This is a genomic window from Rheinheimera hassiensis (assembly GCF_022436675.1).
GTDB classification, from domain to species: domain Bacteria; phylum Pseudomonadota; class Gammaproteobacteria; order Enterobacterales; family Alteromonadaceae; genus Alishewanella; species Alishewanella hassiensis.
This window is the reverse complement of sequence record NZ_JAKUJZ010000001.1, coordinates 175,455-194,866: the sequence shown is the minus strand read 5'-3', so window position 1 is coordinate 194,866 and position 19,412 is coordinate 175,455. Positions and strand designations below refer to the sequence as shown.

Here is a 19,412-nt window from a genome sequence, read left to right as displayed (position 1 = left end):
AAAATTTGGCCACGGGATCTGAATTATCTGCAAAGTTTAAGTTAGGCTAGCATAGCATTAATATTGTTTAAGCAGTAGCCATTGGCTACTGCTTAAACCTTTGCTATCAGCGGATTAACACATAAAGATTAGTATTACCGCGCTGAATATTAAGTGCAGCTACACCACTGCGGTTTTCCAGCGCTTTACGCAGTTCAGCCAGGTTGGCAACACGCTGACGGTTTACACCAACGATTACATCATCTGGCAGCAATCCAATCTGGGCTGCTGCTGAGTTATTGGCCACGGTATCAATTTTTACCCCGCCGTCAGCATTGGATAACTCGGCACCATCCAGCATAGGATGCATCTGATTAGCGGCTACCTGGCCACTGGCCAGTTCCTGCAACTTAACGGTCACCGTACGCTCTTTACCATCACGCAGTATGCCAAGCTTAGCTTCACGGCCAGCGCCCAGGGTACCCACTTTAGCGCGCAGTTCCAAAAAGGAGCTTATTTTGTTGCCATTCATGCTGATAATAACGTCACCGGATTTTAAACCCGCTTTTTCCGCAGCGCTGTCAGGCAGGACTTCATTAACAAAAGCACCACGGCTAACACTTAAGTTCATCGCTTCTGTCAGCTCAGCATTTACATCGCCACCACGGATGCCTAAGCTGCCACGACGAATTTCACCATGTTCAATAATTTGATCAACCAGGTTCTTCATCATATTGGCCGGAATGGCAAAACCAATGCCGATATTGCCGCCGTTTGGCCCCAGAATAGCGGTATTAATGCCAATGAGCTCGCCACGCAGGTTGACCAAAGCACCGCCTGAATTACCGCTGTTTATCGCAGCATCGGTTTGGATAAAATCTTCCAGACCTTCAATACCCAGGCCGCCCCGGCCCAGTGCGCTGATAATACCGGAGGTAACGGTTTGCTCCAGGCCAAACGGGTTACCAATAGCAACAGCAAAGTCGCCGACCCGGGTTTTGTCTGAGTCAGCCAGGGGGATTTCTACCAGTTTTTTCGCTTCAATCTGAAGCAGGGCGATATCACTTTCCGGATCGGCGCCAAGTTTTTTCGCTTTAAAAGTGCGGCCATCTTTTAGCCGCACTTCGATGTCGTTAGCATCCTGAATAACATGGTTATTGGTGACGATATAACCTTTATCGGCATCAATTACCACGCCAGAACCCAAGCCTTTAAAAGGTCTTTCTTCGCGGTACTCACCCTGGCCACGCTGGCCAAAGAAATAACGAAAAGCTTCAGGTAAACGCTGACGTACCTCGCGGCTGCCTTCAACCGAGATATGTACCACTGCCGGTGTTGCCTGTTCCAGCATCGGCGCCAGAGTAGGCATTTCCTGCTCTGATGAGAACAGCGGTATTCTGGCGTCTGCTGGTTGTGGTGTTGTCAACAACAGACTGGCAGCGACAGCTGCGCCAAGCAATGACAATTTCTTATTCATAGCGTAATAGTCTCCTTTAACATTGTGCGACTAAGAACGTGTCGTAATGAAAAAAGTTCAGCTGACGGTTTTGCTTTGTGTAACAAATTATTCCGCAGGTTTACGTTGCTTAATTATTCCGCTGGCTTCAGCAGAGTAATCGCGCGGTTGTTGCTCTGCGGTAGAATAAACCCGGCGTTTCTCGTCAATTTGATTCAGCGACTGGCGAATATAGGCTGCGGTGTCACCGGACAGATAGTTTATATCCTGGCGTACGGACTCTGTCGGGCGTTCGACCAGCTGCATTTTGGAGTCGGCAATATGGCGGGCAATACGGGCGTAATTATCCTGCAGCTGGGTCATGAGCTGGTTGGTGGTTTCCAGATGCTCTGAAACATCGTGCCGGTATTGCTTTAATTGAGTTTGGCTTTCTTCCAGTTCCAGCTGCAGTTTATGCTTGTTAAACTGTTTCAGCGTTAACCAGCGTGTGATGCCTGCACCTATCACTAAACCGGCGATAAGCCAGGCTGCAGCGTACATATATTCCATAACAACTCCTGCGGGGGTAAATTCAGCAATAAGTGTAACCTAACTTCTTATCCAGAGTGGTAAGGCATGTTACTATTAATGCTCTTATTTAGGGCTTGGCGTGCCAGCTTTCAAGTAGTACTCAGATGACACCATTAGAAAAATACCAGCAGGATTTAACGCGGGATGACTTTCAGCATGATGCGGCGCAGGCTTTTGCTGTTGCCCAGTTGCAGCGACTTTATGATGATATTGTCAGCTACAAGCCAGCCTCACCTTCATTGTGGCAGCGGCTTACCGGCAAAACAACGGTACAGCAGCCACTAAAAGGCCTGTATTTCTGGGGCGGAGTAGGGCGTGGTAAAACCTATCTGGTAGATACCTTTTACGAATGCCTGCCAACCACCCGTAAACTGCGGATACATTTTCACCGCTTTATGCACCGGGTGCATGAAGAGCTGAAGTTGCAAAAAGGTGTCAGTGACCCATTGGAAAAAGTGGCAGATAAGTTTAAACAGGAAACCGACATTCTGTGTTTTGACGAGTTTTTTGTCTCAGATATTACGGATGCCATGATCCTTGGTACTTTAATGCAAGCTCTGTTTGCGCGCGGTATTACATTAGTGGCAACGTCAAATATTGAGCCCGATGGTCTGTATCGTAACGGTCTGCAGCGTGCCCGGTTTTTGCCGGCAATCGCTTTAATTAAGCAACATACACAAACCGTCAATGTAGACAGCGGTATAGACTACCGGCTGCGCACGCTGGAAAAAGCTGAAATTTACCATTTTCCGCTTGATACGCCGGCAGAAACAAACCTGTTGCAGTACTTTAATGCGCTATCAGCAGAGCCGCGCCAGCAAGATGCTCAAATAGAAGTTGCCAACCGTAAACTGAACGCCCGGCATGAAGCTGACGGTATAGTCTGGTTTGCGTTTAATGAATTATGTGAAACTGCGCGCAGCCAATATGACTATATGGAGCTAAGCCGCTGTTATCATACGGTGTTGCTGTCTGATGTTAAAACAATGGGGCGGCAAAATGATGACGTAGCTCGGCGTTTTATTGCCCTGGTAGATGAGTTTTATGAGCGCCACGTTAAGCTGATTATTTCGGCAGAAGCTGCGTTGGAGCAACTTTATACCGAAGGCATTTTAAATTTTGAATTTAAACGCTGCATCAGCCGGTTGCAGGAAATGCAATCACGTGATTATCTGGCCAAAGCGCACCTGCCATAGTTTTTTTGCCATTTCAGTGGAAATTTCTGCACAGAGTGCTGATTTTTATAATTGGTTAATATATAATCCGCGCCCGGCCTACGTTACAGCCTAATACTGCCGTTAGCCCGGTAGTTTTTGTACTCGAAGGGGTACGCTAACGACATCCGCTGCATCAGCCCTGCACGGTGTCAGGTGTAACTAAGTTATTTTTGGATAGATAAATGAAAACTTTTACTGCTAAGCCAGAAAGCGTAACCCGCGACTGGTTCGTTGTTGATGCGTCAGGTAAAACACTGGGCCGTATCGCAACAGAAATCGCTGCCCGTTTACGTGGAAAGCACAAGCCAGAGTACACCCCACATGTGGATACCGGTGATTACATCATCGTGGTAAACGCGGAAAAAGTGGCTGTTACCGGCAACAAAGCACAGAACAAAATGTATTATTCTCACACTGGCTTCCCTGGTGGTATCAAGGAAATCAGCTTCGAGAAATTGATCGCGAAGAAACCAGAAATGGTTCTGGAACTTGCTATTAAAGGCATGTTACCAAAAGGCCCGCTGGGCCGCGCTATGTTCCGTAAGTTGAAAGTTTACGCCGGCGCCGAGCATCAACATGCCGCTCAGCAACCGCAAGTATTAGATATTTAATCGGAGCATAACATGGCACAGAATCAATATTACGGAACTGGTCGTCGTAAAAGCTCAACGGCCCGTGTATTCATCAAAGCCGGTTCAGGTAACATCGTTGTTAATCAGCGCGCGTTAACTGAATACTTTGGCCGCGAAACTGCTTGTATGATTGTTAAACAACCATTAGAGCTAGTTGGTATGGTTGAGAAATTCGACCTGTACATCACTGTTAAAGGTGGTGGTATCAGCGGTCAGGCCGGCGCTATCCGTCACGGTATTACCCGTGCACTGATGGAGTTCGACGAGTCACTGCGTCCTGCACTGCGTAAAGCAGGCTTCGTTACCCGTGACGCCCGTCAGGTTGAACGTAAGAAAGTGGGTCTGCGTAAAGCACGTAAACGTCCACAGTACTCAAAACGTTAATCGTTTTATCAAGTACCAGAACCCGGCACCTGTTGCCGGGTTTTTTTCGCCTATAATTTGTGTTGTTTTGTTGCTGTAAACTGGCGGCTATAGCTTGCCGTATAACGCAAAGCTTTAAGATAATACTGATTCAGCCCGCCTTAATCCTTGTGTAAAGCAGGGCTTTTCATTATGATCGGCGATATTTTTTCGATTTATAATAATTGCTGAAATTCAGCCGCTTAAATTCTGTTTAAGCGTTAACGTGGAGATGAGTGGATGAGCAATGCGCCTGTAGATCATGGTCGCCGCCGCTTCCTTACCATTGCAACCTCAGTTGTAGGGGGCGTGGGTGCTGTCGGAGCTGCTGTGCCTTTTGTCGCGTCCTGGATGCCAAGTGAAAAGGCAAAACAGGCTGGGGCAGCGGTCAGTGCGGACATCAGTAAGCTTGAGCCGGGTCAGTTAATTCGGGTTGAATGGCGTGGTAAGCCAGTATGGATTGTAAAACGGCCTCAAGCTATGCTGGATGAGCTGGCTACACACGAAGATAAACTGCGTGATCCCGAATCTGAAGTTGAACAACAACCTGCTTATGCACAAAACCGTCACCGCTCGAAAAAGCCGGAGATTTTTGTTGCGGTTGGTATCTGTACGCACCTGGGCTGTTCACCAACTTATATCATTAATGATTTTGCCGCTCAGGTAGAAGGCGTTAAATCAGGTTTTTTCTGCCCTTGTCACGGTTCTAAGTTTGATATGGCCGGTCGTGTATTTCAAAGCGTACCCGCGCCGAAAAACCTACAGATCCCTCCGTATATGTTTATCGACGACAATACCATTGTGATTGGTGAAGATGAGGGGACTGTCTGATGTTTAAAAATCTGATGAGCTGGATTGAATACCGCTTACCCTTTATGGATAAGATGAATCTGCATGTTATGCAGTATCCGGCGCCAAAAAACTTTAACTTCTGGTACTTCTTTGGCTCGCTGGCCATGTTGGTGCTGGTTAATCAGATCCTGACAGGTGTCTGGTTAACGATGAACTATGTGCCATCAGCAGATGGCGCTTTTGCCTCTGTTGAATACATTATGCGTGACGTAGATTACGGCTGGCTGCTGCGCTATATGCATTCTACCGGCGCTTCGGCGTTTTTCGTTGTGGTTTACTTACACATGCTACGCGGCATGATGTATGGCTCTTACCAGAAACCACGCGAGCTGCTGTGGATTTTCGGTATGCTGATTTTCCTGGTGTTAATGGCTGAAGCGTTTATGGGTTATTTGTTGCCCTGGGGGCAGATGTCGTTCTGGGGAGCACAGGTAATTATCGGTATCTTTGGTACTATACCTTTTGTTGGTGAAGATTTAACCCTATGGATACGTGGTGACTACGTTATCTCAGGCGCCACGTTAAACCGCTTCTTTGCACTACATGTGATTGCACTGCCACTAGTGTTAGTGATTTTAGTGTTTCTGCACATTATGGCGTTGCACGAGGTAGGCTCGAATAACCCTGACGGTATCGAAATAAAAAAAGATAACGACGGCACGGTTGAGCAGACTGAAGCAGATAAAAAATTCACTTTCCACCAGTACTTTACCCGTGGTGGTAAGAAGATCATTGTAGATGCGATCCCTTTCCATCCGTACTACACAGTGAAAGATTTACTTGGCGTTGCTGGCTTCCTGCTGATTTTTGCCTGGGTTATCTTCTTCTTCCCTGAAGGTGGTGGTTACTTCCTGGAGCCGCCTAACTTTGAGCCGGCAAACGCCTTGAAAACGCCTGCACATATTGCACCTGTTTGGTATTTTACACCGTTTTATGCCATTTTACGGGCGATTCCTCATCCATTTATGGGCGCTGTAGCTATGTTTGCCGCTATTGTGGCATTAGCATTATTGCCTTGGCTGGATAGAGGCCGGGTACGTTCTATCCGTTATCGTAGTGGTTTACATACTGCGAATCTGATCAACTTCTGTATCAGCTTTGTAGCTCTGGGTGTATTAGGTGTGTTGCCAGCTGAGGGTCTGTATACCTTATTGGCACAGATATTCTCATTTACATACTTTGGCTTCTTTATTTTGTTGTGGTTTTACAGCAAGAATGAAAAAACCAAGCCATTACCAGTAAGGTTAACCTGATGATGAAGAACTTATTTTCAGTAATTGCATTGGTAGCGTCGTCATGGGCGATGGCTGCCGGCCCGTCTGTGCATCTGGACAAAGCACCTATTGATCTGACAGATAAAGCGTCACTGCAAAACGGTGCCAGGTTGTTTCAGAACTACTGCCTGGGTTGCCACCAGATGCAGTATCAGCGCTATTCACGTACTTTTAGTGATTTAGACATCCCGGAAGATGTCGGGGTGGAGAACCTGATGTTCACGGGGGAGAAAGTTGGTGATCATATTACCAACAATATGTCAGCAAAAGATGGTGAGAAGTGGTTTGGTGCCACGCCACCGGATTTGACTAACGTAGCCCGTGTGCGTGGACCTGATTGGTTATATACCTATTTACGCAGCTTCTATGCCGACCCGTCACGCCCCTTCGGTGTAAACAATGAGGTGTTCCCATTAGTTGGTATGCCACACGTGTTACAGGAGCTGCAGGGCATGCCATACAAAGCTTATGAAACCCGGCTGGTAGATGGTGAGTCAAAAGAAGTTTATGTTGGCCTTAGTACAGACGGTAGCGGTGAGCTTAACGCAGAAGAATATGATCGCGCTGTTGCAGATCTGGTAAACTACCTGGAATACGTTGGTGAGCCAACAAAACTGGAAGCTCGTGAACTTGGTACCAAGGTTATGGTGTTCCTGCTGATTTTCTTTGTGCTGGCTTATTTGCTGAAGAAAGAATATTGGAAAGATGTACATTAACTAGTTATATCAACTAGATATGTTTACAGGGGCCTTCGCGCCCCTTTGCCGTTTTTTAGATTTTACCGGAGGAAGACATGGCGATCACTGCCAATAAACGCCCTGTGATGACATTGTTCTCAGCAGCTGATGACATGTTCAGTCATCAGGTACGTATAGTACTGGCTGAAAAAGGCGTAACTGTCGATATTCTTCAGGTCGCACAAGATAATTTGCCGGAGGATCTGTACGAAGTAAACCCGTATGGTAGCCTGCCAACTTTGCTTGATCGTGAGCTGGCGCTGTATCAAGCCAATATTATTATGGAATACCTGGATGAGCGTTTTCCGCATCCGCCATTGATGCCGGTGTATCCGGTTGCACGTGGCCAGGCGCGGCTGATGATGTACCGCATTGAAAAAGACTGGTATCGCCAGGCTGCAGCTATTCTGGGCGGTGACGACAACGCTGCAACGGCACGTCAGGAGCTGAAAGAAGGCTTGTTATCTATAGCGCCGCTGTTTAACGAAGCGCCATTCTTTATGAGTGAAGAATTTGGGCTGGTCGATTGCTACATGGCTGCCTTGCTATGGCGTTTGCCTTTACTGGGTATTGAGCTGAACGGTCCGGGTAGTAAAGAGCTGAAAAACTACATGACGCGCATTTTTGAACGTGACGCATTCCAGGCATCTTTAACAGATATTGAGCGTGAGATCCGCAGAGGAATGAAGTTCTAATGAAGATGACGGCAAACCGCCCTTATTTATTACGGGCGTTTTACGAGTGGATTGTGGATAACAATTGCACGCCTTATCTGGTTGTTGATGCTACTTTTGAGCGGGTGAAAGTACCGACTCAGTTTATTCAAAATGGCCAGATTGTGCTAAATGTTACGCCCTCAGCAGTGGGTAATCTGCAACTGGGCAATGATGCGGTTACGTTTAATGCCCGCTTTGGTGGTCAGCCATTTTCGCTTTATATTCCGGTAAATGCAGTATTAGCAATATATGCCCGTGAAAATGGCGCTGGTACAGTGTTTACACTGGAAGAAGAAGAAGATGAAGCTGATATTTTCAGTGAAAACTTTGACCACGACGATATTCATCCTGAGCCACCGAAACCAAAGAAAGGCTCACACCTGAAAGTCATTAAATAATGAAGCTGCTCAGGCAGCTTCTAGTTTTTTGCTACAGCGACTTGCCAGAACGCCTGGATCAGCGGTTCATTTAAACGTTTGCTCAGCATACACACGCCTAAATCAAAAGCTTCAAACTGATACCCCAACTCCAGGCTGCGAACCCGCTCACGTACCGGGCTATGTAGCACTACTGCGTCAGCTGCCAGAGCAATACCGGTGCCCAAGGCTACCATGGACACCATCGCTTCATGTCCATCTACTTTAGCCACTACCGGCGGGTTAATGCCGGTATCGTGCAACCAGCGATCAAAACGGCTGCGGGCAGGGCCATGCTCGGGCAGAATAACCGGTATATCCTGCCATGGAATAGGTTTTTTTTGCAGCAGATCGTTCACTTTGCAGGGAATAACCGGTGCAATCATCATTACCGGCAGCTTGGCGATACTGCGAAAAGCCATATTAGCGGGTAAGGTTGTGGGGTGGGCAGCCAGGGCAATATCTGCTTCATCTAGACGGACTTTTTCGATTGCGGCTGATGCATCACCGGTAGTCAGTTTTATTTCTGCTTTGGGACACATAAGGCGGAACCTGTCCAGAATAGCGGGCAAATGGCTATAACTGGCAGTGACAGTGCAGAATAGTCTGATCTCACCACTGAGCCCGGCGCTGGCCAGCTGTAAATCAATTTGTAGCTGATGCCATTCATCAAGCCATAACCGGACAAATTGCTGAAAGCGATGGCCGGCGGGTGTCAGTTTTACTGAGCGTTTGTCACGATAGAACAGCTCAGTATTTAACTCCTGCTCCAGACGTTGTATCACCCGGGTCAGCGTTGGTGGGCTAACATACAGTTGCTCACTGGTTTTACTGAAGTTCAGGCTGCTGGCCAGGTGCTGAAATAGCTGTGCGCTGCGAATATCCATCTGCTTCTATTCCATAAAGTGAAATACAGAGTTGTAAATATATCACTTCACGCAATTATATGCAGCGACTAAGATGAGCTTATTAAAGCAGAGCCTGTGCTGTGCTTATGCTCGCCAAAACTGGCCGGAGCAAACTTCACTAATTCCGAGATGTAGTATGACAAATTATTTTAATACGCTGAATTTACGTCAGCAGTTGGGCCAGTTAGGCCAATGTCGTTTTATGGATAAATCTGAGTTTGCCAATGGCTGCGCACTGCTACAAGGCTGGAAGATTGTTATTGTAGGTTGCGGTGCTCAGGGGTTAAACCAGGGCCTGAATATGCGTGACTCAGGTTTAAATATCAGTTATGCATTGCGTGCTGAGGCCATTGCAGAAAAACGCGCATCGTTTCAAAAGGCCAGCAGCAACGGTTTTGTTGTAGGTACATACGAAGAGTTAGTTCCGACGGCAGATTTGGTATTAAACCTGACGCCGGATAAACAACACAGCAGTGTAGTAGATGCAATTATGCCGCTGATGAAGCAAGGTGCAACCTTAGCCTACTCACACGGTTTTAATATAGTAGAGGAAGGCAAGCAAATCCGGCCTGATATCACGGTAGTGATGGTGGCACCTAAATGCCCGGGGACGGAAGTGCGGGAAGAATATAAAAGAGGATTTGGGGTACCGACATTAATCGCGGTACACCCGGAAAATGATCCCAAAGGACAAGGCTTGGAAATTGCCAAAGCATACGCATCGGCAACGGGGGGAGATCGGGCTGGTGTGCTGCAGTCGTCTTTCGTGGCGGAAGTGAAATCCGACCTGATGGGCGAGCAAACCATACTGTGTGGCATGTTACAAACCGGCGCTATTTTAGCATTCGATAAAATGGTCGCCGATGGGGCGGAGGCAGGTTATGCCGCCAAGTTGATTCAGTACGGCTGGGAAACGGTAACCGAAGCGTTAAAACATGGTGGTATTACCAACATGATGGATCGCTTAAGTAACCCGGCAAAAATCAAAGCCTTTGATTTAGCAGAGCAGCTAAAACACACACTACGGCCCTTATTTGAAAAACATATGGACGACATTATCAGCGGCGAGTTTTCGCGCACCATGATGGCGGACTGGGCCAATGATGATAAAAACCTGCTGACCTGGCGTGAACAAACTCGCAGTAGTGGTTTTGAGCAAGCACCGGTGTCAGATGAAAAAATTGCTGAGCAGGATTATTTTGACCGTGGTTTATTGTTAGTCGCTATGGTTAAAGCTGGCGTAGAGCTGGCGTTTGAAACCATGGTAGATGCCGGCATAGTAGCTGAATCGGCGTACTATGAGTCGTTACATGAAACACCGTTAATTGCCAATACCATAGCGCGTAAGCGTTTGTATGAGATGAACGTAGTGATTTCAGATACAGCAGAATATGGTAACTACCTGTTTGCCCATGCCGCAGTGCCGTTGTTAAAAGACACTGTCAATGGTTTAAGCAGCGAGTATATCGGTAAAGGTATCAACGGCAGTAATGGCGTGGATAACCTGAAGTTGATTGCGGTAAACGATGCTATCCGTCAACACCCGGTAGAAACAGTAGGTAAAAAGTTACGTGGTTATATGACAGCGATGAAGCGCATAGTGGAGTCGAATCAGTAACCGGAAGAATGATGTGGTTAAAGGTACACAAGCCGCCAGAAGCTGCTGTGTTACCTGACCAATAACGATGTTATACGTGGACCTTGGTTGTTTTGCCCTGCTATGCAGGGCTTTTTTTTTATCTGATATATTAACCACACTCACGCCCTGGGCGTTGCAATGCAGATTAAGGAGTACGATAGATATGAAAACCATAGCACTGGTCGCCCATGATGGTAAAAAGCAGGCATTGCTGCGCTGGGTGACTACGCACAAAGATTTTTTTGCTGATAAACAGCTGGTAGCAACCGGCACTACCGGCAAGTTAGTGGCTGAAGCGTTGCAACAACCGGTGCAGTGTTTAGCCAGTGGGCCTTTGGGGGGCGATCAGCAGATTGGTGCGATGATTGCTGAGCAGAAAATTGACTGGCTGGTATTTTTCTGGGACCCACTGTCATCGCAACCTCATGATCCTGACGTAAAAGCGCTGATACGTTTGGCTGTGGTCTGGAATATACCTGTAGCCTGTAATCAGGCTACAGCAGATTTTATTGTGCACTCTTCGCTTTATCAACAAGATTACCAGCGCGAGGTGCCAGATTTCTCTGTATATCAGCAACGGCTGGATAAAGTATCAGGCTGAGTTGGCTGCAACAAGCTGCTCTAGCAACTGTGTCGCTTGTTGCTTTTCGGTAAAGTCATTGCTATTTGCCAGCACTTGTCGCAGCAGCTCGATAGCTTCAGCCTGACGCTGCAGTTTTACCAGTGTATAAGCTATATGAAAACGAATAGTCGGATCAGTGGCATTCAGTGCATTTGCCTGCCGCAAGACTGCCACCGCTTGCTGATACTGACCCGATTGCGCCAATACCCAGCCGTAGGTATCTAACGAGAATGCCTGTTTAGGTGCCAGTGCCAGCGTTTTTTCGGCATGTTGTAAGGCTTTTGCGGTATCAGAGCCCAGATACAGGTTAGCCAGGTTATTGTGCAGCAAAGCGTCTTCCGTAAAGTCGCCGTTGGCCAGCAACGTTTCATACTGAGTAATAGCTTCTGCTGTGAGTTGCTGATTCACATAATGTTCTGCCAGTAATCTTCGAAGCCAGCTTGGATCTTTGCTGGTATTTAGTGTTTTTAACGCTGCGTCAGTAAAGGCATTTGCGCCATAGCCAGATTTTGCCAGCTGGTACAGCTTAACCCAGGCTAGTCTGAACTGTGGGTCGTGCCCTATAGCATTTAAGTAGATTTTTCTGGCAGCTTCGTATTGCTGCTGAGCGGCGACAATATCACCTTGTAACATCAGTATGTTCGGATCAGATGGAAACTTAGCTGCCAGCGGTTTAAGCTGTTGCTCTGCTTTGTTGTACTGCTCAGTAATAAGGTAATGGTTGACCAGTTCCAGCTGTAATAGCTTATGTTGCGGAGCAAGTTGCAGTGCACTGTGCAGTGACTGGCCGGATGCTGCAAGATCTGCGCTTTCACGCTGCATCAGGGCCAGGCGTAGCATCTTGTCTGCATCTGCCGTTATCAGGCCAACCAGCAAGTTCTGTACTTTTATGCTTTCGTCAGGTTGCTTTAATAACAGCAATAGTTGGGCTTTCTTCCACAGCAGTGTTTCATCCATAAAAGAACGTTTAAGCGCTTGCTCTGTCACAACCAGAGCCTGCTGGTAACGGCCTTGGTGAAAGTACAGGTCAAACAGCAGTTCGTCTGCCGGTGGATAGGGTTTACTGGCAACGGTTTTCAGTAGCACCGTTTCAGCTTTTTCAAACTGCTCAGCCCTGAAATACGCCATGCCCAATAAGGTACTGGCTGGCTTATGCTGTGGATAAAGCTGTACCAAAGGTTCCAGCAATGCAATGGCCTGTTGATACTGCTGCTGGTGAATAGCCAGCGTTGCCAGATTAAACTGCGCTGCCGTATGTGCTGGCTGCAAGGTTAATATATGCTCCAGCACAGGAATAGCTAGCTGTGCCTGGCCACTTTTGATCAGTGTCGCAGCTTTAAAATTCAGATAATGCACATTATCGGCGTCTTCCGACAGCAGTTGATCCGCCAGCGTCAGTGCCTGGGCATAATCTTTATTATCCAAAGCCAGCAACGCATGGTTTATACGCAGTAACAGGTTATCGCTATGCAGTGCTGATTGCTCGGCGATTAAATCACGGGCTTGTTGATCCTGGGCTATTTGCTTTAATACAGCAGCATGAAGCAGTGTAAAATCGATATTGTCTGGGAACTGTAAGCGTAAATTAGCTATCAGCTGCTCAGCTTTGTAAGCCCGGTTTGTTCTTATATAAAGTGTTATCAGGCGCTGTGCCAGTTCCGGCATATTATTAAGCTGTGCTAAATGGCGCTCCAACAGTTGTATTGCTACGCCGTTATCGCCCTGTCTGATATAAACATCTGTCAGGATAGCAACGGCGTTAAGATCTGCCGGCACCGCCTGATTATAAGAAACCAGATCACTGCGGGCTTTCTCATAGTTGCCGTCGACGTAAGATAACAAAGCGCGGGAAAACAGCAGGGATGGTTGGTTAACTACTTGCTCTTTCGACAGTTGCCACAATTTTTCGCTAAGCTGAGTGCTGACAGCTGTGGCATCAACCAGATTTTGTTTTAATGATGACAGCCAGGCTGATAATAGCAAGGCATAAGGGTCATCCGGGGTTTGCTGTAAAATTATTTGCAGCGTTGCTTCTGCCAGCTCCGTTTTATACTGGCTGACATAGTTGCGCAGTAAAGCACGTCGAAGTAAGGGATCCTGGGGGCTGAGCTGAACCGCTTGTTCATAGTACTGCTGCGCTTTGGGCAACTGTCCTTGTAGTTGTAATAACTCAGCCTTCAACTGCAGTGACTGGGGGTTAGCGTTATTTTGTTGCAACGCTTGCTCTATCAGTAATTCGGCTTCTTTTAAACTTTTTTCTTTTAACAGCAATGCAGCCTGGCTGTTTAACAGCCGTACAGAGTCTGGCTGCAGTTTTCCCGCCAATTGAAAATGCTGCCGCGCGTTGTCAGTGTCATTCAGATTAAGATAGGCCGCAGCGGTAAATAAATGCCAGTCAAACTGACTGTCGGCAGATAGCTTATGGTCCTGGCCCAAAGCAATAACCTGTTGATGTTTGCCGGTAAATAAATAGCTATTTGCCAGTTCAGCTAACATAAGCTCGATATCGGCGCCTTCACGCAGGGATTCTTCAAACTCGACAATAGCCTCGTTGAAATAACCTTTTTGCAGCAGGATCTTTCCCATCAGCACTTTGGCAGGGATATGGTCGGGGGCTTGTTGCAGGACATTTTTCAGGTGAATATAAGCGGCCTGTTGCTCGTCTTTCTGAAAGGCTTGTAGTGCTTTCTCATAATCAGCCTCTGCTGAGGCAAACAATGTCCCGGGCGTTAACGATAAACACCATAACAATATAATGCAGGTTCTACGTCCATTTAATGGCATATCAGATACAGGTCCTTTGACAGATTACAGCAAGGGCAAGTGTAGCCTGAGTAAGATAATATTACATTGGATTTTGTACTGAAGATGAGATAAACGAGTGTGGGGCAGGTAGATATTGTTGCGGTATCTGTAAAGAAGGTAGGCCGCAAACTACGCGGCCACCTAAGGTCCTTTTTCGTCATCCGTGTCGATACTATCCGTAGCATTTCATCCCTGGCTCCATCCCGGAGTGTCCAAAAGGCGTCTTGCCTGGTCCTGTCATCCATAAACATTATCATCCTGATAATGTACTCTCATCCTGAGAGCTCCTGCTTTCTTCCGTTTTTATTTTCAGCGCCGGTGAAGAATCTGAAAATTCTGTGCTCGTCCTGAGCATGTCCTGTCCGCTACCGCTGTGCTATCCTAGCAAGGTATTGCTTCGTGCATTTAACGCTGACATCCTGTCAGCCTGCTTATCCGTTGACGAAGAAATTATGCGCTTTATTGTGAGTATCCGGCAGGGCTTTTTTATAATTTGCACTATGTAATATTATTGTAAAAGTGTTGTTTTTTGTGATTTTTCTTTTACTTTCATAGTGATGCAGTTTCTTCATCTTTGTGCTTTCTATGTAAAATAGCGTTTAAACTTACTCTTTTGTGAGATATATCTCACAAGAATACCGGCCTGAAAGCGGTTATTGTGGCATGTAGTTAAAAAAGGATTGTTATGGCCAGAGAGCAACTGGGAATTTGTACTGAAGCAAACCTGCACGGTGGCTATTTATTCTTTAACGCGCTGGAGGGACACGAGCGGGTGTTACGACATAAGCTCGCCCGTTTGCCACAGCTATTTGATCGCTTGGCCGCGCATTTTTCTGAAGCATTGTTAACCAGTGTCGTGGCTATTGGTAGCAACTACTGGGATATGTTGTATCCGGATGCCAGACCTGCGGGCCTTAGCCCTTTTCCTGATTTACCTGCTGAGGATATTGATCTTGCACCTGTGCCACTGGATTTAATGATTCAAATCCGCTCTGACCGTCTTGACGTTAATTTTATTGCTACGCAACAGGTATTGCAGCTGTTACAGGGCCATGCTGAGTTGCAGGATCATATTCAGGGGTTTCGTTATCTTGACGGCCGCAGCCTTACCGGTTTCATTGATGCACCGTGTAATCCAAAAGGAAAAACCAAGCGTGTGGCGGCATTAGTTGACCATCTTCAGCAGCCGGTCTTTGCCGGAGGCAGTTACTTGTATTTACATTGTCTTAATTTTGATCTGAGCAGTTGGCAGCAACTGAACACTGCGCAACAGGAAGACATAATGGGGATGGATAAAGTGTCGGGTAAACCCTTTCTACCAGGGAGGCAGACCGCTGATAGCCATTATGTAGTGATGCAGCCAGATACCGCGCAGGGTATTTTTTTGCAGCAAAACATGCCTTTTTCACAACCAAAGGTGCAGGGGATGTTGCAGTTAACCTATGCAGCAGATGCGGGCGTTCTGCTGCAGCAACTCAAACGCAGGTTAGGGCTGGCAGAGCAAACACAGGGCTATGATCAGCTACTAAATTACAGCCGTATTGATTTTAGTGCCGCGTTTTTTGTACCGTCTATAAGTTTTCTTGAGCTGGCAGCCAAACTATAATCAGGCCAGCTTGCCTTCAAATAGCTGCGTTACTGTCTGCAGGATCTCATTAATATTCTGCACCTTATTTGGCGCGATAAAGATGGTGTCGTCACCGGCAATAGTACCCAGCACACCTTCTGCCTTGCCAATAGAATCGAGCATACGGGCTATAAGCTGCGCTGCGCCCGGGCTGGTGCGGATAATGATCATGACATCGTTGTGTTCGATATCCAGTACTAACTGGCGTAATGGGCTTTTAGTCGTTGGCATGCCCAATTCGGGCGGCAGGGTGTATACCATTTCCTGCTTAGCATTGCGGGTGCGCACAGCACCATATTTGCTCAGCATACGTGATACTTTTGACTGGCTAATATTATCAAAGCCCTCATTTTTCAGGGCGTCGACAATTTCACTTTGAGAACCAAATTTTTCCATCTTCAACAGCGCTTTAAAAGCCTGAATTAACACTTCCTGTTTGGCTTGCCTGGTCATATAACACTCTTACCTCTTGTTTCGTGGCGTTATCTTAGCAAAGTTCGTAGCCGCATTCACTTTGTGAAGTAAAGTACACTAAAATTCGCTAAAATGCTTAGACTTTAGGCTTAAGCTATTTGTATTTTCAACGCGGTTTCAGTATTGTTGGCGCGTTTTCATTCAACCGTTATCTAGGGAGATAATTATGAAAGTTGCCGTATTAGGTGCCGCCGGTGGTATTGGCCAGGCATTATCGTTATTGCTTAAATTAGACTTACCTGCAGGCACAGATTTAGCGTTATATGATTTGGCGCCGGTAACCCCGGGTGTTGCGGTTGATTTAAGCCATATCCCTACCGCTGTTAAAGTAACAGGCTACGGTAAAGAAGACTTACACACTGCACTGGCTGGTGCAGACATTGTGATGATCCCTGCCGGTATGCCACGCAAGCCAGGTATGGACCGTTCAGATTTATTCAACATTAATGCCGGTGTGGTAAAAACTTTAGCTGAAGCGATTGTGCAACAGTGTCCGAAAGCGTTGGTGGGTATTATTACTAACCCGGTAAATACGACTGTTGCTATTGCTGCTGACGTTTTCAAAAAGGCCGGTACCTACGATCCACGTCGTTTGTTCGGTGTTACTACGCTGGATGTGATCCGGGCAGAAACCTTTATCGGTGAATTAAAAGGTAAAAATCCAACAGAAGTAACAGTGCCGGTAATCGGTGGCCATAGTGGTACTACTATTCTGCCGTTATTATCACAGGTTGCCGGTGTTAGTTTCTCTGATGACGAAGTCGCATCATTAACGCACCGTATCCAGAACGCCGGTACCGAAGTGGTTGAAGCTAAAGCCGGTGGTGGATCTGCTACGTTATCAATGGGTCAGGCTGCTGCGCGTTTCTGTATTTCCTTAATCAAGGGCTTACAGGGCGAAAAAGTATCGGAATATGCTTATGTTGAAGGTAACGGCGAGTATGCGCGCTTCTTTGCTCAACCTATTACGCTGGGTAAAAATGGCGTAGAAGCATTGCTGCCAATCGGTACTTTAAGTGCCTATGAGCAAAAAGCTATGAACGACATGCTGGGTACTTTAAAAGCTGATATCACCTTAGGCGAAGAGTTTGTAAAGAATAACTAAGTTAGCCACAGTATAAAAAAAGGCGCTGATGCGCCTTTTTTTATACCTGGCAAAATTTAGTGGGTTCTGGACACGGCAATATTGGCTAAAGCCAGTAATGCCTGTTTATGTTCTGACTCCGGTAAAATCGCCAATGCCTGACGGGCTTTTTCTGCTTCTTGCTCTGCAAGGTCACGGGTGTAATCAAAGGCCTTCGTTTCATGCAACGCGGCCATAATAGCGTCAAGATGTGCCATGCCATTGCCTTCTACTATAGCTTCACGGATCAGTGTCTGTTGGGCTGCAGTGCCGTGTTTCAGTGCATGGATTAACGGCAACGTGGGTTTGCCTTCAGCAAGATCGTCGCCAATATTTTTCCCCAGCTCACTGGCATCAGCCTGATAGTCCAGTACATCGTCAATCAGCTGGAAAGCAGTGCCAAGGTGCATACCGTAAAGCTTCATACTGTTCACGATGGCTTCAGGTTGGTTAGCAATAATAGCGGCTAGCTGGGTGGCGGCTTCAAACAGCTTTGCTGTTTTACAGTAAATAACCTGCATATAGCTTTGCTCAGTCGTATCCGGGTCATTTACGTTCATTAATTGCAGCACTTCACCTTCAGCTATCACGTTGGTGGCGTCAGCAAGAATTTGCATAATGCGCATGTTGTCCAGCGATACCATCATCTGAAACGAGCGGCTATAGAGGAAGTCACCAACTAATACGCTGGCTTGGTTACCAAACACTGCATTAGCAGTTTGTTTGCCCCGGCGTAAAGTAGATTCATCTACCACGTCATCGTGTAGCAGTGTTGAGGTGTGAATAAATTCGATAATAGCCGCAACCGTAACATGAGCATTGCCCCGATAGCCCAGCGCTTTTGCTGCCAATACGGCTAATAAAGGGCGCAGGCGTTTGCCACCACTATTGACGATATAAATGCCTAGTTGATTAATCAGGGCGACATCTGAATTTAACTGAGAAAAAATATGTTGATTAACGTCAGCCATATCGGCAGACGTTAGCTGCTGGATCTGTTCGAGCGTCATGAAAAACAACTACTTAAACCATAGAATGCTGCTAATTCTACACTATTGGCCGGGCAGTCCCAAAGCAAAACCGGATCCTTTTCTGAACAGAGTGATCTTTTTTATATTACTACTTGCGGGGGTAGGGGAAATTGCGTACAATTCGCGCCCTGTGAATTGAATTAACACGCCCCTTAATCAAGCGATGGCGTGCTTTGTACGGAGTTAACTATGTACGCGGTTTTCCAAAGTGGTGGCAAACAGCACCGTGTGACGGAAGGTCAAACTCTACGTCTAGAAAAACTAGATTTAGAAACCGGCGCAACAATCGAATTTACACCGTTGATGGTCGCTAATGGCGAAGATATCAGTATCGGTGCACCTTTAGTTGAAGGTGGTAAAGTAGTAGCGGAAGTGGTCACTCATGGCCGTGGCGATAAGCTTAAAATCGTTAAATTCCGTCGTCGTAAGCATTCACGTAAACAGATGGGCCACCGCCAGTGGTTCACTGAAGTGAAAATTACCAGCATCAGCGCGTAACAGGAGTATCGACACATGGCAAGTAAGAAAGGTGTAGGTAGCACTCGTAACGGTCGCGATTCAGAAGCTAAACGCTTAGGTGTTAAGCGCTTCGGTGGCGAAACAGTTTTAGCTGGTAGCATCATCGTGCGTCAGCGTGGTACTAAATTCCACCCTGGCACTAACGTTGGTATCGGTAAAGACCACACTTTATTCGCTTTAACTGAAGGTAAAGTGAAGTTTGAAGTGAAAGGCGAGTACAACCGCAATTTCGTAAGCATCGTCAGCGAATAAGCTGATAGGCTTCAGAAAAACCCCGCCTAAGTGCGGGGTTTTTTATTAAACAAGGTGCAGCAGACTGCGTAACGTTGATGTTAGCGGGACACTTGTACTTAACCTAAGTTATACTTATCACCAGTTAGCTGTTAACTGGTTCTAATCTGATTAATCAGGAC

General features: G+C 46.7%; 20 protein-coding genes. 14 read left to right on the top strand and 6 right to left on the bottom strand.

Annotated elements, in window-relative coordinates:
• Positions 1-106: 106 nt before the first annotated feature.
• Positions 107-1,456, bottom strand: coding sequence for a Do family serine endopeptidase (locus MJX74_RS00835; RefSeq protein ID WP_240220021.1), 1,350 nt, complete (start codon positions 1,454-1,456; stop codon positions 107-109).
• 87 nt (positions 1,457-1,543) lie between these two features.
• The gene (locus MJX74_RS00830; protein ID WP_068233902.1) at positions 1,544-1,984 is read right to left on the bottom strand and encodes a Z-ring associated ZapG family protein; all 441 of its coding nucleotides are present in this window, start codon (positions 1,982-1,984) and stop codon (positions 1,544-1,546) included.
• A 125-nt stretch (positions 1,985-2,109) separates the two neighbouring features.
• Here MJX74_RS00830 and zapE point away from each other — a divergent pair, with 125 nt between their 5' ends.
• The 8 genes from zapE to MJX74_RS00790 all read left to right on the top strand — a co-directional run bounded on the left by zapE (position 2,110) and on the right by MJX74_RS00790 (position 8,233).
• Positions 2,110-3,201, top strand: a complete 1,092-nt coding sequence (gene zapE / locus MJX74_RS00825) for a cell division protein ZapE (RefSeq protein WP_240220020.1) — start codon at positions 2,110-2,112, stop codon at positions 3,199-3,201.
• Between the two features lie 203 nt (positions 3,202-3,404).
• Positions 3,405-3,833, top strand: a complete 429-nt coding sequence (rplM, locus tag MJX74_RS00820; protein WP_068233896.1) for a 50S ribosomal protein L13 — start codon at positions 3,405-3,407, stop codon at positions 3,831-3,833.
• Between the two features lie 12 nt (positions 3,834-3,845).
• A complete protein-coding gene (rpsI, locus tag MJX74_RS00815; protein ID WP_068233894.1) occupies positions 3,846-4,238 on the top strand; it encodes a 30S ribosomal protein S9 in 393 nt (130 codons plus the stop codon).
• Positions 4,239-4,496: 258 nt separating this feature from the next.
• Complete coding sequence (gene petA, locus MJX74_RS00810) at positions 4,497-5,087, top strand: ubiquinol-cytochrome c reductase iron-sulfur subunit (protein ID WP_068233891.1); 591 nt, start codon at positions 4,497-4,499, stop codon at positions 5,085-5,087.
• Positions 5,087-6,361, top strand: coding sequence for a cytochrome b (locus tag MJX74_RS00805; protein ID WP_240220019.1), 1,275 nt, complete (start codon positions 5,087-5,089; stop codon positions 6,359-6,361). Before petA ends, MJX74_RS00805 begins: the two co-directional genes overlap by 1 nt.
• Positions 6,361-7,098 carry a cytochrome c1 gene (locus MJX74_RS00800; protein ID WP_240220017.1) on the top strand — a complete coding sequence of 246 codons (738 nt, stop codon included), beginning with the start codon at positions 6,361-6,363 and terminating at the stop codon, positions 7,096-7,098. The genes MJX74_RS00805 and MJX74_RS00800 overlap by 1 nt, the downstream gene beginning before the upstream one ends.
• A gap of 77 nt (positions 7,099-7,175) precedes the next feature.
• Positions 7,176-7,814, top strand: a complete 639-nt coding sequence (gene sspA, locus MJX74_RS00795) for a stringent starvation protein SspA (protein WP_240220015.1) — start codon at positions 7,176-7,178, stop codon at positions 7,812-7,814.
• Positions 7,814-8,233, top strand: coding sequence for a ClpXP protease specificity-enhancing factor (locus MJX74_RS00790; RefSeq protein ID WP_420851374.1), 420 nt, complete (start codon positions 7,814-7,816; stop codon positions 8,231-8,233). Before sspA ends, MJX74_RS00790 begins: the two co-directional genes overlap by 1 nt.
• 20 nt (positions 8,234-8,253) lie before the next feature.
• Here MJX74_RS00790 and ilvY read toward each other — a convergent pair whose 3' ends face one another.
• Positions 8,254-9,138, bottom strand: coding sequence for an HTH-type transcriptional activator IlvY (gene ilvY, locus MJX74_RS00785; protein ID WP_068233880.1), 885 nt, complete (start codon positions 9,136-9,138; stop codon positions 8,254-8,256).
• Between the two features lie 157 nt (positions 9,139-9,295).
• Between ilvY and ilvC the strand changes: the two genes are divergently transcribed.
• Together ilvC and MJX74_RS00775 are read left to right on the top strand one after the other, a co-directional pair.
• The gene (gene ilvC, locus MJX74_RS00780; protein ID WP_240220014.1) at positions 9,296-10,777 is read left to right on the top strand and encodes a ketol-acid reductoisomerase; all 1,482 of its coding nucleotides are present in this window, start codon (positions 9,296-9,298) and stop codon (positions 10,775-10,777) included.
• A 184-nt stretch (positions 10,778-10,961) separates the two neighbouring features.
• Complete coding sequence (locus MJX74_RS00775) at positions 10,962-11,399, top strand: methylglyoxal synthase (RefSeq protein ID WP_240220013.1); 438 nt, start codon at positions 10,962-10,964, stop codon at positions 11,397-11,399.
• Here MJX74_RS00775 and prsT read toward each other — a convergent pair.
• Positions 11,391-14,204: an XrtA/PEP-CTERM system TPR-repeat protein PrsT gene (gene prsT / locus MJX74_RS00770; RefSeq protein ID WP_240220012.1), complete on the bottom strand. Its 2,814-nt coding sequence runs from the start codon at positions 14,202-14,204 to the stop codon at positions 11,391-11,393. The genes MJX74_RS00775 and prsT overlap by 9 nt on opposite strands.
• Positions 14,205-14,910: 706 nt before the next feature.
• Between prsT and MJX74_RS00765 the strand changes: the two genes are divergently transcribed.
• Positions 14,911-15,831, top strand: coding sequence for a Dyp-type peroxidase (locus MJX74_RS00765; RefSeq protein WP_240220011.1), 921 nt, complete (start codon positions 14,911-14,913; stop codon positions 15,829-15,831).
• Here the strand turns inward: MJX74_RS00765 and argR are convergent, their stop codons facing one another.
• The gene (gene argR, locus MJX74_RS00760; RefSeq protein WP_240220010.1) at positions 15,832-16,305 is read right to left on the bottom strand and encodes a transcriptional regulator ArgR; all 474 of its coding nucleotides are present in this window, start codon (positions 16,303-16,305) and stop codon (positions 15,832-15,834) included.
• A gap of 187 nt (positions 16,306-16,492) precedes the next feature.
• Here argR and mdh point away from each other — a divergent pair, with 187 nt between their 5' ends.
• On the top strand, positions 16,493-17,431 hold the full coding sequence (gene mdh, locus MJX74_RS00755) for a malate dehydrogenase (RefSeq protein WP_240220009.1): 939 nt from the start codon (positions 16,493-16,495) through the stop codon (positions 17,429-17,431).
• A gap of 56 nt (positions 17,432-17,487) precedes the next feature.
• On the opposite strand, the gene ispB is transcribed toward mdh, so the two are convergent.
• Positions 17,488-18,459 carry an octaprenyl diphosphate synthase gene (ispB, locus tag MJX74_RS00750; RefSeq protein ID WP_240220006.1) on the bottom strand — a complete coding sequence of 324 codons (972 nt, stop codon included), beginning with the start codon at positions 18,457-18,459 and terminating at the stop codon, positions 17,488-17,490.
• A 210-nt stretch (positions 18,460-18,669) separates the two neighbouring features.
• Here ispB and rplU point away from each other — a divergent pair, with 210 nt between their 5' ends.
• Positions 18,670-18,978 (top strand): 50S ribosomal protein L21, encoded by a 309-nt coding sequence (rplU, locus tag MJX74_RS00745; protein WP_068233856.1) that lies wholly within the window; start codon positions 18,670-18,672, stop codon positions 18,976-18,978.
• Positions 18,979-18,993: 15 nt separating this feature from the next.
• Positions 18,994-19,251, top strand: coding sequence for a 50S ribosomal protein L27 (gene rpmA / locus MJX74_RS00740; protein WP_068233853.1), 258 nt, complete (start codon positions 18,994-18,996; stop codon positions 19,249-19,251).
• Positions 19,252-19,412: the final 161 nt, after the last annotated feature.

Bases quoted from the DNA above. Each gene is read 5' to 3' on its own strand.
- MJX74_RS00775 (WP_240220013.1), top strand. From the start codon at position 10,962: ATGAAAACCATAGCACTGGTCGCCCATGATGGTAAAAAGCAGGCATTG.
- MJX74_RS00800 (WP_240220017.1), top strand. From the start codon at position 6,361: ATGATGAAGAACTTATTTTCAGTAATTGCATTGGTAGCGTCGTCATGG.
- zapE (WP_240220020.1), top strand. From the start codon at position 2,110: ATGACACCATTAGAAAAATACCAGCAGGATTTAACGCGGGATGACTTT.
- MJX74_RS00835 (WP_240220021.1), bottom strand. From the start codon at position 1,456: ATGAATAAGAAATTGTCATTGCTTGGCGCAGCTGTCGCTGCCAGTCTG.
- rpsI (WP_068233894.1), top strand. From the start codon at position 3,846: ATGGCACAGAATCAATATTACGGAACTGGTCGTCGTAAAAGCTCAACG.
- rpmA (WP_068233853.1), top strand. From the start codon at position 18,994: ATGGCAAGTAAGAAAGGTGTAGGTAGCACTCGTAACGGTCGCGATTCA.
- MJX74_RS00805 (WP_240220019.1), top strand. From the start codon at position 5,087: ATGTTTAAAAATCTGATGAGCTGGATTGAATACCGCTTACCCTTTATG.
- MJX74_RS00790 (WP_420851374.1), top strand. From the start codon at position 7,814: ATGAAGATGACGGCAAACCGCCCTTATTTATTACGGGCGTTTTACGAG.
- argR (WP_240220010.1), bottom strand. From the start codon at position 16,305: ATGACCAGGCAAGCCAAACAGGAAGTGTTAATTCAGGCTTTTAAAGCG.
- MJX74_RS00830 (WP_068233902.1), bottom strand. From the start codon at position 1,984: ATGGAATATATGTACGCTGCAGCCTGGCTTATCGCCGGTTTAGTGATA.
- ilvC (WP_240220014.1), top strand. From the start codon at position 9,296: ATGACAAATTATTTTAATACGCTGAATTTACGTCAGCAGTTGGGCCAG.
- rplU (WP_068233856.1), top strand. From the start codon at position 18,670: ATGTACGCGGTTTTCCAAAGTGGTGGCAAACAGCACCGTGTGACGGAA.
- rplM (WP_068233896.1), top strand. From the start codon at position 3,405: ATGAAAACTTTTACTGCTAAGCCAGAAAGCGTAACCCGCGACTGGTTC.
- ispB (WP_240220006.1), bottom strand. From the start codon at position 18,459: ATGACGCTCGAACAGATCCAGCAGCTAACGTCTGCCGATATGGCTGAC.
- MJX74_RS00765 (WP_240220011.1), top strand. From the start codon at position 14,911: ATGGCCAGAGAGCAACTGGGAATTTGTACTGAAGCAAACCTGCACGGT.
- prsT (WP_240220012.1), bottom strand. From the start codon at position 14,204: ATGCCATTAAATGGACGTAGAACCTGCATTATATTGTTATGGTGTTTA.
- ilvY (WP_068233880.1), bottom strand. From the start codon at position 9,138: ATGGATATTCGCAGCGCACAGCTATTTCAGCACCTGGCCAGCAGCCTG.
- sspA (WP_240220015.1), top strand. From the start codon at position 7,176: ATGGCGATCACTGCCAATAAACGCCCTGTGATGACATTGTTCTCAGCA.
- mdh (WP_240220009.1), top strand. From the start codon at position 16,493: ATGAAAGTTGCCGTATTAGGTGCCGCCGGTGGTATTGGCCAGGCATTA.
- petA (WP_068233891.1), top strand. From the start codon at position 4,497: ATGAGCAATGCGCCTGTAGATCATGGTCGCCGCCGCTTCCTTACCATT.